This window comes from Stenotrophomonas rhizophila (genome assembly GCF_001704155.1).
GTDB classification, from domain to species: domain Bacteria; phylum Pseudomonadota; class Gammaproteobacteria; order Xanthomonadales; family Xanthomonadaceae; genus Stenotrophomonas; species Stenotrophomonas rhizophila_A.
Genome location: NZ_CP016294.1, coordinates 747,005 through 760,496 on the forward strand (window position 1 = coordinate 747,005; position 13,492 = coordinate 760,496).

A 13,492-nucleotide genomic window follows, 5' to 3' on the forward strand; every position below is an offset into this window, starting at 1 on the left:
CGCATGCAGACCCCATACCGACTGTTGAGCCTGGCCCTCACCGTGACCCTGCTTGCCGCCTGCGGCAAGCAGGAGGCACCGGTGGAGACCGCGGCGCCGAAGGCCGAATCCAAGCTGGACGCACCGGCTGAAAAGCCGCTGCGCGACGCTCCGGATTTCGGCGGCACCACCCAGGTGGCGCGCGAAGCCGAGGGCATCGGCAGCACCCCGGAGCTGGCGGTGCTGGCCGCGCTGCAGTCGGCGGTCGCGCAGGTCAATGGCGTGCGTGTCGCCAGCCAGATGCAGAGCCTGCGTGCGGGCCTGCATGTGGACGTGGATGGGGAACACGTCGGCGATATCCGCGCCGACGCGTTTTCCCAGCAGATGATTGCCGCTTCGCAAGGGGCGGTGCTGGGCTACGAGATCCTCTCGCAGGAAGAAGTCAGCCAGCTGGATGAAGAAGTGATTGCCCGCGTGCGCGCCAGCGACGCCGGCTACAGTTATTCGGCGTCTGCCTCGGCCAGTGGCTCGGCGCAGGCGCAGGCAGAAGCTGCCGGTGGCGGAAGTTCCGCATCGGCCAGCATCAAGGAAAGCTACAAGGAACAGGCCAGCGTGGACGCCAAGCGCGGCGCGCAGTCGTTCGAATCCGATGTCAGCCGCCGCACGATGCGCAGCTACTGGAAGGTGCGCGTGCGCGCCGATATCGCCAAATACCGCGCCCCGGACGAACAGGGCCGGCCGAAGATCGTGGTGGCCCAGCCACACGTGCGCAGCGGCACCTATGCCGTCGGCGATGGCCGGGTGGCCAGCGATGAAGTGGCCGCGGCCATTCGCGCGCGCCTGAACGACACGCTGACCCAGACCAAGCGCTTCATCGTGCTGGACCGTGAGTTCGGCGAGGAGATGCAGGCTGAGATCGACCACATCAACAGCGGCAACGTGCGCCTGCAGGACACCGCGCGGCTGGGCCAGCAGCTGGCCACCGACCTGATCCTGATTCCCACCATCGAACGCTTCGAGTACCCGCGCAGCGTGCGCAACCTGCGCATGTCCGACCGCCAGGTGACCTCGTATTCGGGCGGCGGGCGCATCACCCTGCGCCTGATCAACGCGACCACCGGTGAGGTGGTGATGTCCGACAGCTTCGATCACCAGCTGGCCTCGACGGGCCCGAGCACCCTGCCGCGCGTGGTGGATGGCAAGGGCATGGCGGCGGCGATGATGGATTCGCTGTCCGGGCAGATCGGCACGGCGATCATCACCGAGATCTTCCCGGTGTCGGTGGTGGCCATGACCGGCGACCAGGTGGTGCTGAGCCAGGGCGGTGAATCGCTCAAGGCCGGCCAGCGCTGGCAGGCGGTGATGCTGGGCGAGGAGCTGAAGGACCCGCAGACCGGGCGTTCGCTGGGCCGCAATGAAACCCCGTGCTGCACGATCCGGGTGGACCGCGTGGCGTCGCAGACCTCCTACGGCACCATTGAAGGTGGGGCGGACCTGGGCGGCGCGAGCTTCAAGCCCGGTTCGATCGAGCTGCGTTCGCAGGCCGGTGCGGTGAAGCCGGCCGCGTCGGCGGCGACGGCATCCAGCGGCAGCGCGAAGCCGAAGCCGGCGCGTGCGGCGGCACCGAAGGCAGCGGCGCCGGCGGAAGATCCGAACTGGTGATGTGTATCGGCGCCTGATGGGCGGCTTCGTTGGGTTGAAACGCCGGTTGCAGTGCAGCCGGCGTTTTTGTTTTGGGCTCCGGATGCTTGCGCGCGCTGCGCGCGGTGTCCGGCCAACGGCCGGGGCAACGAATGGTTACGTGGTGGTCGGGATCGGGATCAATCAACCGCAAGCGGTAGCGCCGGCCGTTGGCCGTTGGCCGGCCCAGGAGGCCCATGTCGCGCGCGGGACGGTTATGATCCGTGAATGATGGGGTTGTCCCAACTGCGGAGAGAACGATGAAGCGAGTGGTTTTGAGCGTGCTGGCACTGTCGGTGTCCAGCGCCCTGATGGCGGCGACGCCGAAATTCGATGGCGCGCGGATCTCCGCCGACGTCAAGGAACTGGCCTCCGACGCCTATGAGGGCCGCTCGCCCGCCACGGCCGGCGAAGCGAAAACCATCGCTTTCCTCAGCAAGCAGTTCGCGGACGCCGGCCTGCAGCCGGGCGGCGACCTGAAAGATGGCAAGCGGCTGTGGACCCAGGCCGTGCCGCTGCTCAAGGGCGATATCGTCGGTACGCCGAGCCTGGCGCTGTCCAGCAAGGGCAAGCCGCAGTCGCTTACCCAGGGCCAGGAAATCGCGGTGCGCGCGGCCATGAACGGCGCGTCCGAAGTGGATATCCAGAACGCCCCGCTGGTGTTCCTGGGCTACGGCGTGAACGCGCCGGAGCGCAATTGGAACGACTTCAAGGACGTGGACCTGAAGGGCAAGATCGCCGTCGTGCTGATCAACGACCCGGATTTTGAAACCGGCGAAGGCGACTTCGACGGCAAGGGCATGACCTATTACGGCCGCTGGACCTACAAGTACGAAGAGGCCGCCCGCCAGGGTGCGCTGGGCGTGCTGATCGTCCACGAAACCGCGCCGGCCTCCTACGGCTGGGCCACGGTGGCCGGTTCCAACACCAACACCATGTTCGACGTGGTCCGCGACAACCCGGCCGAAGCGCACCCGCTGCTGGAAGGCTGGATCCAGCGCGACCTGGCGGTGGACCTGTTCAAGCGTGCCGGGCAGGACTTCGAGGCGCTGAAGAAGCAGGCCCAGCGCCGCGATTTCAAGCCGGTGGAGCTGAAGGGCGAAACCCTGTCGGCCAAGTACGCGGTGAAGACCGAGGTGATCACCTCGCACAACGTGGCCGCGCGCCTGGAAGGCAGCAAGCACCCGGATGAAACCGTGGTGTACAGCGCGCACTGGGACCATATCGGCGTGGGCAAGCCGGATGCGAACGGCGACACCATCTTCAACGGTGCGCTGGACAACGCCAGCGGCACCGCCTCGCTGGTGGAACTGGCCCGTGGCTTCGCCAAGGGCAAGCGCCCGGAGCGTTCGGTGCTGTTCCTGGCCGTGACCGCCGAAGAGAAGGGCCTGCTGGGGTCGGAGTTCTACGCCAGCCACCCGCTGTACCCGCTGGCCAAGACGGTGGCGGTGATCAACATGGATGGTATGGCGCCGTTCGGCCCGTCGCGTGATTTCGGCATCTATGGCTCGGCCAAGCTGGAACTGCTGGACCAGCTGAAGGACGTGGCCAAGGGCTGGGATATCCGCTACACCCCGGACCCGAAGCCGGAAGCCGGCCTGTTCTTCCGTTCCGATCACTTCCCGTTCGCCAAGCGTGGCGTGCCGGCGGTGTCCTACTCGGCCGGCCAGGACTGGGTGGACGGCGGCGTGGCCGCAGGCAAGGCGGCCTCGGACGATTACACCGCCAAGCGCTACCACCAGCAGGGCGACGAGTGGCAGCCGGACTGGAAGTTCGCCGGCGCTGCCCGCGACCTGGAAGTGCTGTACACGCTGGGCAACCAGCTGGCCAACAGCCGCACCTGGCCGAACTGGAGCGATGACTCGCAGTTCCGCGCCCCACGCGACGCCAGCGCCGCCGAGCGCAAGTAAGCACCACGCCCCGCCGGCACCTGCCGGCGGGGTATGGTCTTCGGCCTGCTGTACGTGGGACACGCATGGCGTGTCGCTACGCCCCCGGACCGGCCGCAGGGACACGCCATGCGTGTCCACGCGGTGCCTGGCACCCCGGCGCCGCGCCGGCACCGTTTCATCCCTGCTTTCCCGGCTTCCATCGCATGGCGCTTGTGCCCTCCACGGGCAGGGCTATCCTCACACCATCCCATCGTGAAGACGCCGCCGTGTTTGCCAGCCTTTCCCTGATTCTCCGTATTCTGGTGGCCTGGGCCGCGGCGATCGTCGTGGCCGGGTTCGTGTGGAGTGGCTTCTTCCACGGCATGGATGAAGGCCCGGGCTGGGTGTTCGGACTGCTGGCGCTGTTCCTGATGATCACCGCGCTGGGCAGCTGCATCACCCACCTGCGCCGGGTCTCGACCCTGGCAGGGCGCCTGGATGCGGCCACCCTGTCCAGCCGGCAGCGGCGCCAGATCGAACTGCCGATGGACGCCGGCGAGGCCTTCAGCCTGGTTGAACAGGCGATCAAGGAACTGCCGCGCGTGGAAGACATCGAAAGCGCCGCCGGCAGCCTGCAGGTGCGCGCCTACGTGCGCCGCGTGGACCCCTACAACGGCCGCCCGCCGTCGCGCTGGAACCTGCCGGCGCGCTGGGCGATCAAGCGCAACAGCGTGCTGGCCACGGTCAGCCCGGGGCAGGGCACCAGCAGCGTGACCCTGGTCTTCGAACCCGATGCCGGGGTGTGGGCCGACCTGCTGGCGGTGGACGAGGGCAGCAACTACGAGAACGCCGAAGCGGTCAGCCGCGCCATCACCCGCCGCGTGTCCGAACAGCGCCGCGACGAGCAGGCAGCGGCCGAACAGACCGCCACGGAAAAGGAACTGTCGGTGGCGCGGCTGAACCTGCTGCACGCCCAGGTGGAACCGCACTTCCTGTACAACACGCTGGCCAACGCGCAGGTACTGACCCGTACCGACCCGCCGCGCGCCGACCAGATGCTGGGGCACCTGATCCAGTACCTGCGCAGTTCGCTGCCGAGCGTGGACGAATCGATGTCCACCCTGGGCGTGGAGCTGGAGCGCACCAAGGCCTATCTGGAAATCCTCAAGATCCGCATGGGCGCGCGGCTGGCACTGCAGGTGGATGTGCCGCCGGCGCTGGAAACCGTACCGCTGCCGTCGATGGCGCTGCAGACGCTGGTCGAGAACGCGATCAAGCACGGGCTGGAGCCCAAGCCCGGTGGCGGCACGGTGTGGATCATCGCGCGCGCCTTCGATGACCACGTCACCCTGACCGTGGCCGACGACGGCCTGGGCTTCGGCCAGGGCAGCAGCGGCACCGGCATCGGCCTGAAGAACCTGCGCGAACGGCTGCGCCTGACCTGCGGTGAACGCGCCGGCGTGGCCATCGTGTCCAACTTCCCCAGCGGCGTGGCGGCAACGATCACCTTGCCGCGCGACGCACGCGAGGCGATCCATGCTGCTTGATGCCCTCATTGCCGAAGACGAAGACCTGCTGCGCCAGTCGCTGGTGGCCCAGCTGCAGCGGTTGTGGCCGGAACTGCGGCTGGTGGCCGAATGCGAAGACGGCGCCAGTGCGCTGGAGCGGCTGGCCGAACTGAAACCGGACCTGGCCCTGCTCGACATCCGCATGCCTGGCATCAGCGGCATCGAGGTGGCGCGCGCGCTGCCGGAGATCAGCCCGCGCACCCAGGTGGTGTTCGTGACCGCCTACGACCAGTATGCGATCGATGCCTTCGAGCAGGGCGCGATGGATTACCTGCTCAAGCCGGTCAGCGACGAGCGGCTGCTGGCCACGCGCGAGCGCATCCTGGCGCGCATGCAGATGGGCCGGCCGGACAACGCGATGCTGGAGCAGCTGCTGCAGCGCCTGGGCCAGCAGCCCGGGGCGCACTCGAACGCGCCGCCGCTGGCGTGGATCACCGCCAGCAATGGCCGCGATACGCAGCTGATCATGCTCGAAGACGTGGTCTACTTCCGCGCCGACAGCAAGTACACCACGGTGGTGACCGAGGCCGGCGAAAGCCTGCTGCGCACGCCGCTGCGCGAGCTGCTGGAAGTGCTGGACCCGCAGCGCTTCCGCCAGATCCACCGCTCCACCATCGTGAACATGAAAGCGGTGGCGGCGGTGAGCCGCGATGACACCGGCCGCGGGCAGCTGCGCCTGAAGCAGCGGCCGGAGGTGCTCAACGTGAGCCAGCCGTTCATGAGCCTGTTCCGCGGCATGTAAAGAAACAATGCCACCGTGTTCGCGCACGGTGGCATTGGGATCCCCCTGGACCTGGTGGGGTCAGAAGGCCGGTTGCAGGTGCAGGTTCTGGCCGGGGTCGGGTTCGCCGACGTGGTTGAGCTGGCCGACCAGTTCCGAATGCTGCTTCATGCGCCCGATCTCACGCATGATGCGGATGTCTTCGTGGCGCAGCTCACGCCTGGCAGTGACCGCCTGCTTGTAATCGAGCACTTCCGGGTAGAGCTGGGCCATGTCCAGCGCTTCGGCCACGCACTCCACGGTGTCCGCATCGGAGGTGATCCGCGCCCGGCTGTTGAACGCCTTCATCCAGCGCTCGAAGCCGGCGGTGTGGTCGAACATGTTGGCCATGAACCAGATCACGAACAGGATCGAGACCCACGAGCCGAACACGATCACCACGCGGGTGAAGGTGATATGGAAGTCGTCCTTCCACAGGTAGTTGGCGATCAGTCCGAGGATCAGCAGCGAGGCCGCCTGCCAGCCGACGATGGACGCCATCAGCCACTGGCCCTTGGCCTTGGCCAGGGTGGCCACTTCTTCGCGGATCTGCTGCTCACTCTTGTTGCGCCAATGTGCGACCTGCTTTTCGAACGGGCTGCCGTAGAGCTCGTTGTCCTGGAGCAGTAAACCTAAACCTTTGAACAAAGCGATCATCACGGGCTCCTTCGGGAACGTGCAGCGGCGCATTTGGACGGACGGTGAGGCGGGTTCAGTTCTAGCACTTTCATTTCGCTTGGCAATGGGCAGTGCGACAAAGCGCCGCAGGGGAGATAACTGAATACGCAAGACGCGGATTTTTTTGCGCGGTGCGGCATCGAAAAGTGCTCGAAAAACCGAAAAATCGGCCGGGTTTTCTGCTGCACTCGCACAATTCGCGGACGGGGTGGCGCAACAGCGTGGCCCGGGCGGCGTAGATCACGCAGAATTGACGCAACCGCGCAGGATCGCGGTCCTCTCAACCCCCTGGAAGGCCCCTGATGTCGTCACTGCTGCACCGTCTCACCGCCCCCGCTACCGTGCCGATCCGGCGCTGGGTGCTGGGGGCGTTCCCGCGCGGGCAGAGCGGCATCGATTACGACCACCCGCTGGGCGACCCGGGCTGGTTCGGGCCCGATAGCGTGACCTGGCGGGTGCATGCCGAGTTTCCGGGGATGCTGGCCGGCGGGCTGTGCGCGCTGATGCTGCAGACCCTGCACCCGCTGGCACTGGCCGGGGTGTATGACCACTCCAACTTCCGCGACGACCTGGTGGGGCGGCTGCGCCGCACCACGGCGTTCGTGGCATGTACCAGCTACGCGGCGTCGGGCGAAGTGGAGGCGCTGGTCGGGAAGGTGAAGCGCATCCACGCACACGTGCGCGGGCAGACGCAGGATGGGCAGGCGTATTCGGCCGATGATCCGGCGTTGCTGACCTGGGTGCATGTCACCGAGGCATACGGCTTCCTGCAGGGCTACCGGCGTTACTGCCGCGAGGTGCCGGAGCCCATCGCCGACCGGTACTACGACGAGTACCGGCGCGTGGCCGAAGCGTTGGGTGCCACCGATGTGCCGGCTTCGGAAGCGGAGGTGGAAGCGTATTTCGCGCGGCAGCAGACGCTGCTGCGGTTCGATGCGCGCTCACGTGAAGTGCTGGCGGTGTTGTCCAGCATCCGGCTGCCGGTACCGATGGCGGGGCTTTCGCGCGAACTGTTCCTCGGCGCCGGTGCTGCGCTGCTTCCAGAGTGGGCCACGACGATGCTCGAACGAACGCCGTTGCAGCGCACCCAGGCACGGGCTTCCGCGCGGTTGCTGCAGGGCATGTCGCCCTTGTTCCGCCGCGCGCTGCAGGACGGCGTAGCGGCGCGCGCCTGCGCGCGTGTAGGCGTGCCAACAAGCACGCTCGCCCATTGGTGAACCGGATGACGGATCGGTAGGGTCGGTTCCCAAACGACTGCCGATAACGTGTGCGATTTCATTTACGCATGACCTGAAACGAAGGCGTCTCTCCGTTCAACGTCATGCGTCCCCGTGCCGATCATCGCCATCGGCAGTCGTTTGGGAACCGACGCTACCAGCGGGCACATGCCCCCCAAAAAAACGGGCGCCGAAGCGCCCGTTCCTGTCACCACACCTTGACCCGCTTTTCCGGGGCCAGGTACAGCTTCTGGCCGTCCTTCACCTCGAAGGCGGGGTACCACGCGTCCAGGTTGCGCACGGTGAGCGCGCGGAACTGGCCGGGGGCGTGCACGTTGGTGAGCAGCGAGTTGCGCAGGGCCTGTTCGCGGGCCTTGCTGCGCCACGCCTGAGCGAAGCCCAGGAAGAAGCGCTGGTCAGGCGTGAAGCCCTCCAGGGTCTGGCCCGGCTTGCCCTGCAGCGACAGCTGGTAGGCGTCGTAGGCCGTGGCCAGGCCGGCCACGTCGGCGATGTTCTCGCCCAGGGTGAGGCGGCCGTTGACCGACACACCCGGGAACGGCTGGTAGCTGCTGAACTGCGCAGCCAGCGCATCGCCGGCGGCATTGAACTTCTTCAGGTCCTCGGCCGTCCACCAGTTGTGCAGCTTGCCGGTTTCATCGAACAGCGCACCGGCGTTGTCGAAACCATGGCTGATCTCATGGCCGATCACCGCGCCGATCGCGCCGTAGTTCACCGCATCATCGGCGGCACCGTCGAAGAACGGCGGCTGCAGGATCGCGGCCGGGAACACCAGGCGGTTTTCCAGCGGCACGTTCATGGCGTTGATGGTCTGCGGCAGCATCGCCCATTCGCTGTGGTCCACCGGCTGGCCCAGCTTGGCCAGGTTGCGGCGGTACTCGAACTGGCTGGCGCGCTCGGCGTTGCCCAGCGCATCGTCGCGCTTCACTTCAAGGCCGGTGTAATCGCGCCACTTGTCCGGGTAGCCCATGCCCACGGTGAGGCCTTCGACCTTGGCCTTGGCGTGCGCCTTGGTTTCCGGCGACATCCATTCCAGCGCGTCGATGCGCTTGGCGAAGGCGGCGATGATGTTCTTTGCCATTTCATCGGCGCGCGCCTTGGTGGCCGGGTCGAAGTGCTTTTCGACGTACAGCTTGCCGATCGCTTCGCCCACGGCGTTGTTGCTCTCATCCACCGCACGCTTCCAGCGCTCGCTCTGCTGCGGGGTGCCGTTGAGGGTGGTGCCGTGGAAGGCGAAGCGCGCATCGGCCAGTGCCTTGGGCAGGTACGGCGCGGCGCGGTCCAGGGCGTGGAAGGTCAGGTAGTCCTTCCACACATCCAGCGGTTCGGTGGCGACCAGGCGCGAAATGCCGGCCACGGCCTTGGGCTGCCACACGATGAAGTCGTCCTGCTGGTCCAGGCCGGCGGCGGCCAGGAACGCGGCCCAGTCCATGCCCGGCGCCTTCGCGCTCAGGTCGGCCTGCTTCCACGCGTTGGCACCCTTGGCCACGTCGTTGGTTTCTTCCTGGGTGGCGTGCGCCTGCGCGATGCGGGTTTCCAGCGCCACGATGCGCTGCGCCTTGGCGGCCGGGTCGGCCACGCCGGCCAGCTGCAGCACCTGGGCGATATAGGCCTGGTACTGCTTGCGGATCTCGGCCATGCGGCCGCCCTGCAGGTAGAAGTCGCGGTCAGGCAGGCCCAGGCCACCCTGAACCAGGTAGGGCGCATTGCGGTCCGGCTGCAGCAGGTCCACCGACACCCAGGTGCCGAACAGGCGGTCGGTGTAGAAGTTGGTGGCGTTGAGCAGGTCCACGTCGGCGCGCAGGGTGCCGCCCAGGGCGGTGGCCAGCGCGGCCTTGTCGCCGATGCCGCCGATGGCATCCAGCTCGGGCTTGATCGCGCCCATGCCGCGCGATTCGATCCCGGCCTCGTCCATGAAGGCGGCGTAGTAATCGCCGATCAGCTTGGTTTCGCCGCTGGCCTTGGTATCAGCGGCGGCGCCTTCGAGGATGGCGCGGGTGTCGGCCAGGGTCTTCTCGGAAATGACGTTGAAGCTGCCGTAGCTGGAGCGGTCGGCCGGAATTTCGGTGTTCTTGACCCAGCTGCCGTTGGCGAAGCCGAAGAAGTCATCGCCGGCGGCGACGCTGCGGTCCATGCCGGCGGCATCGAAGCCGAAGCTGCCGAGCTGCGGCTTGGGCGCGGCGGGCGGGGCGGCGGTATCGGCCGGCGGGGCGGCGGTCGGCGCGGCCGCATCGCGGTCGCAGGCGGCCAGGCCCAGCGACAGGCTGGCGGCAATGGCAAGCATCAGGGTGGGGCGGCGCAGCTTGGACATGGACTTCTCAGGCAACGGGGAAACCTCAAGTCTAATCCGCCGCCCGGCCCGGGAACCGGCGGGATCTGGCGGGAGTTGTGGCCGCATTGGGCTGCGTCAAGGTGTGACGGCTGTCGCACCCCTTCCCGAGCCGGGCGGGCTGGTGCATGCTGGGGGCAAGGCGCAGGGCCAAGGCCTTGCCCGTTGGGAACGGGCAAGAGAGACGTCAAGAAATTGCGACGTCGGCCGCTCAGGTTTGGGGAAACCAGGAAGCGTTTACATGAAGTCAGGCCGTCACCGAGGTAGAGGTACGCGATGCCCGCGCTGAGCCAGCCCATGGCGCGGCCGCTGCGCACCATCGTGTGGCTGGGCATCGGCCTGGGCCTGCTGCTCGGTGTGGGCCTGGTGGTGATGCTGGCCAATGATTACCAGCGCCGGCTGGAGGCCGCCCAGCGGCAGAGCACCGCGCTGGCCACCGGTTCGCAGCGCCTGCTGCGACTGGAACTGCGCAACCTGGAACGTGCCATGCGCGGCATCGCCGCCGACGGCGCGCAGCTGTTCGAGCACGTGCCGGCGCAGGCGCCGGACCTGCTGGACGAAGCCATCGATGGGGTGCTGCAGCGGCATGCGGAGCTGGAAAGCATCGTGGTGGTGGACCAGTTCGGCCGTGCGCTGACCAGCGGCGGTGGTGACCTGACCCTGCCGCTGTGGGCGGTGGAGGCCCATCGTGGCCAGGACAGCCAGCTGTATCTGGGCCCGCCGCAGGACCTGGGCATGCGCCGCTGGGTGCTGCCGCTGGCGCTGCGCATGGGCGAGGACCGATGGCTGCTCAGCCGGCTGCATACCAGCGAGCTGCAGTCGATCATCAGCGGGCTGGATATCGGCCTCCACGGCGTGCTCTCCATCAGTGATGTCACCGGCCACCTGCTGGCGCGCAGCCCCGACAACGACGGCTTGACCGGCCAGCAGTTCAAACTGCAGCGGCGCGACCTGCTGGGCAGCGATACGGTGCTGCCGCTGGGCGTCGAACACAGTCCCATCGACAAGGTCGAGCGCATCACCACCCTCACCACGCTGGCCGAGTACCCGCTGGCGGTGTACGCCGGGCTGGGCCGGCAGGATGTGCTGGCGCCGTGGTGGCCCTACGTGCAGGCCTCGATCGGCCTGTACCTGCTGTACTGGGGGGCGTTCGCGCTGGTCTACACCAGCCTGCGCCGTGCCACCCGCCGCCAGGATGCGATGAGCGAGGAGCTGCGCACCGGCCATGCCGAGCTGCGCATGGCCCACCAGGTCGGCAAGATCTGCACCTGGACGGTGGACGAGGACGCCTCGGTGCTGCGCTGGTCGCCGCTGGCGCGGGAAATATTCGGCATCCCGCTCGATTCCCTGCCGGTGGCCGATTTCTTCAACCGCGTGCACCACGAGGATGCACAGCGGTTGCAGGCGGCGTTCGACGATGCGTTTGCCGGCAATGGCGTGCTGGATGAGATGTTCCGCATCGTGCTGCCGGGCGGTGCCACGCACTGGGTATCGGCGCGTGGCCAGCAGGTGGGTGGCAGTGACCGCGAGCGGCGCATGATCGGCGCGCTCACCGACGTAAGCGAGCGGGTCCAGGCGCTGGCACGCGCGCAGCAGGCCGAGCGCCAGTTCCGCCTGCTGTTCGATCGCAACCCGGCACCGTTCTGGGTGTTCGATCCGGACACGCTGCGGTTCCTGGAAGTGAACGAAGCGGCGGTGCGCCAGTACGGCTACAGCCGCGATGAATTCCTGGCGATGAGCATCCTGGACATCCGCCCACGCGAAGGCTGGGAGGAAATCCGCGGCGCGATTGCCAACGCCAGCAGCGGCGACCTGCAGGATGCCAAGGTGCGGCTGCACCGGCGCAAGGACGGCACCGTATTCGAAGTGCGCGCGCACCTGGCGCGGTTGGACTTTGACGGGCGAGAGGCCTGCCTGGTGCTGGCCGAGGACATCAGCGACCGCATGGCCTATGAGCGCGACCTGGCCTACCACGCCACCCACAACCCGGCCACCGGGCTGCTCAACACGCGCGCGCTGGCCGCGCAGCTGGATGAGGAAGGCGGCAGCTACACCATCGCCTACGTGCAGTTCCGTGGCCTGCAGCTGGTGGCCGATACGCTGGGCCGCGAAGTGGGCGACGTGGTGTTGCAGGCCATGGCCAAGCGCCTGGGTGGGCTGGGCGTGCGCTATGGGTTGCTGGCGTTCCAGCCGGCCGAGGATTTCATCTTCGCCATCCGCGACGACCACGAGCGCCAGACTGCGCTGGATACGCTGGTGCAGACCGTCTCCGAACCCGTGCGCGGACAGGACTGGCTGCACCAGTTCGAACCGCGCATTGGCGTGGCGGTGAAGTTCGACGGCGATGTGGTCAGTGCCGAACAGGTGATCGGCATGGCCGCGCAGGCCGCGCATGCCGCGCGCGACGAAGGCAGCGTGATTGCCTGGTTCGACAGCGCGGTGAGTTCGCGGCTGGCCGACCGGCTGCGGCTTGCCGGGCGCATCCACAGCGCGATCGACGCCGAATTCGCGCTGTACTTCCAGCCGATCTGCCACGCCAGCGATGGCAGCCCGGCGGCGCTGGAGGCGCTGCTGCGCTGGCCGCAGGCCGATGGCAGCTTCATTCCGCCGGGCGAGTTCATCCAGCTGTGCGAAGACACCGGGTTGATCCTGGCGCTGGGCCGCTGGGTGATCCGTGAAGCAGCGCGTGCGCAGCGCCAGCTGGTGGATGCCGGCTGGGACCTGCCGATCGCGGTGAACGTCTCGGCGGTGCAGTTCTTCAACAGCGACCTGGTGGCCGAGTTCAGCCGCGCCAGCCAAGAGTTCGGGCTGGCGCGCGGCGCGCTGCACGTGGAGCTGACCGAGAGCAGCCTGATGCGCAAGCCGGGCCAGGCCAAGCAGACCATGCAGCGCATGCACGAACAGGGCATCCATATTTCGCTGGACGACTTCGGCACCGGTTATTCGAACATGTCCTACCTGCAGCACCTGCCGCTGGACATCCTGAAGATCGACCGCAGCTTCGTGGCCGATGTGGAAACCAACCCGCGCAACGCCTCGATCTGCCGCGCGCTGTTGTCGCTGGGCCACAGCATGGGCCTGACGGTGATCGCCGAAGGCGTGGAAACCCCGGGCCAGCACGAATGGCTGGCCGCGCACGGCTGCGACCAGGTGCAGGGCTTCCTGCTGGGCCGGCCGGCGCCGCTGGCCGACGTGATAGGACGGCTGGAAACCGCCGCCGCGTAAAACGGCGGCCGGCATGCCGAACGGTAGCGCCGACTGTTAGTCGGCTGCATCACCAGGCGCAGGGCTACGGGCAGCCATATGCTGTGGCGAAGAGCAGCCGACTAACAGTCGGCGCTACCAGTAGATGTCACCAGTAGATGTCACCCAGTAGATGCCACCCAGTAGAT

8 protein-coding genes are annotated in these 13,492 nt (G+C 67.5%); 6 read left to right on the top strand and 2 right to left on the bottom strand.

The genetic code is table 11. The features are described 5' to 3' along the window. Positions 1-3: 3 nt before the first annotated feature. The 4 genes from BAY15_RS03245 (at position 4) to BAY15_RS03260 (ending at position 5,840) form a co-directional block, all read left to right on the top strand. Positions 4-1,641 carry a CsgG/HfaB family protein gene (locus BAY15_RS03245; RefSeq protein ID WP_068848937.1) on the top strand — a complete coding sequence of 546 codons (1,638 nt, stop codon included), beginning with the start codon at positions 4-6 and terminating at the stop codon, positions 1,639-1,641. Between the two features lie 278 nt (positions 1,642-1,919). Continuing rightward, a complete protein-coding gene (locus tag BAY15_RS03250; protein ID WP_068848939.1) occupies positions 1,920-3,569 on the top strand; it encodes a M28 family metallopeptidase in 1,650 nt (549 codons plus the stop codon). 248 nt (positions 3,570-3,817) lie between these two features. Continuing rightward, complete coding sequence (locus tag BAY15_RS03255) at positions 3,818-5,077, top strand: sensor histidine kinase (protein ID WP_068848941.1); 1,260 nt, start codon at positions 3,818-3,820, stop codon at positions 5,075-5,077. Next, positions 5,067-5,840, top strand: coding sequence for a LytR/AlgR family response regulator transcription factor (locus BAY15_RS03260; RefSeq protein ID WP_068848943.1), 774 nt, complete (start codon positions 5,067-5,069; stop codon positions 5,838-5,840). Before BAY15_RS03255 ends, BAY15_RS03260 begins: the two co-directional genes overlap by 11 nt. Before the next feature lie 60 nt (positions 5,841-5,900). Here the strand turns inward: BAY15_RS03260 and BAY15_RS03265 are convergent, their stop codons facing one another. Then, positions 5,901-6,515, bottom strand: a complete 615-nt coding sequence (locus BAY15_RS03265) for a hypothetical protein (RefSeq protein ID WP_068854530.1) — start codon at positions 6,513-6,515, stop codon at positions 5,901-5,903. A 323-nt stretch (positions 6,516-6,838) separates the two neighbouring features. Here BAY15_RS03265 and BAY15_RS03270 point away from each other — a divergent pair, with 323 nt between their 5' ends. After that, positions 6,839-7,753: an oxygenase MpaB family protein gene (locus tag BAY15_RS03270; protein WP_068848945.1), complete on the top strand. Its 915-nt coding sequence runs from the start codon at positions 6,839-6,841 to the stop codon at positions 7,751-7,753. Between the two features lie 208 nt (positions 7,754-7,961). Here the strand turns inward: BAY15_RS03270 and BAY15_RS03275 are convergent, their stop codons facing one another. Next, the gene (locus BAY15_RS03275) at positions 7,962-10,082 is read right to left on the bottom strand and encodes a M13 family metallopeptidase (protein ID WP_068848947.1); all 2,121 of its coding nucleotides are present in this window, start codon (positions 10,080-10,082) and stop codon (positions 7,962-7,964) included. Positions 10,083-10,376: 294 nt separating this feature from the next. Between BAY15_RS03275 and BAY15_RS03280 the strand changes: the two genes are divergently transcribed. Then, the gene (locus tag BAY15_RS03280; protein WP_068848948.1) at positions 10,377-13,325 is read left to right on the top strand and encodes a bifunctional diguanylate cyclase/phosphodiesterase; all 2,949 of its coding nucleotides are present in this window, start codon (positions 10,377-10,379) and stop codon (positions 13,323-13,325) included. Positions 13,326-13,492: the final 167 nt, after the last annotated feature.

What these genes read in the sequence shown, in the direction of transcription:
- BAY15_RS03245 (WP_068848937.1), top strand. Translation starts at nt 4, where the DNA reads ATGCAGACCCCATACCGACTGTTGAGCCTGGCCCTCACCGTGACCCTG.
- BAY15_RS03250 (WP_068848939.1), top strand. Translation starts at nt 1,920, where the DNA reads ATGAAGCGAGTGGTTTTGAGCGTGCTGGCACTGTCGGTGTCCAGCGCC.
- BAY15_RS03260 (WP_068848943.1), top strand. Translation starts at nt 5,067, where the DNA reads ATGCTGCTTGATGCCCTCATTGCCGAAGACGAAGACCTGCTGCGCCAG.
- BAY15_RS03265 (WP_068854530.1), bottom strand. Translation starts at nt 6,515, where the DNA reads ATGATCGCTTTGTTCAAAGGTTTAGGTTTACTGCTCCAGGACAACGAG.
- BAY15_RS03270 (WP_068848945.1), top strand. Translation starts at nt 6,839, where the DNA reads ATGTCGTCACTGCTGCACCGTCTCACCGCCCCCGCTACCGTGCCGATC.
- BAY15_RS03275 (WP_068848947.1), bottom strand. Translation starts at nt 10,082, where the DNA reads ATGTCCAAGCTGCGCCGCCCCACCCTGATGCTTGCCATTGCCGCCAGC.
- BAY15_RS03280 (WP_068848948.1), top strand. Translation starts at nt 10,377, where the DNA reads ATGCCCGCGCTGAGCCAGCCCATGGCGCGGCCGCTGCGCACCATCGTG.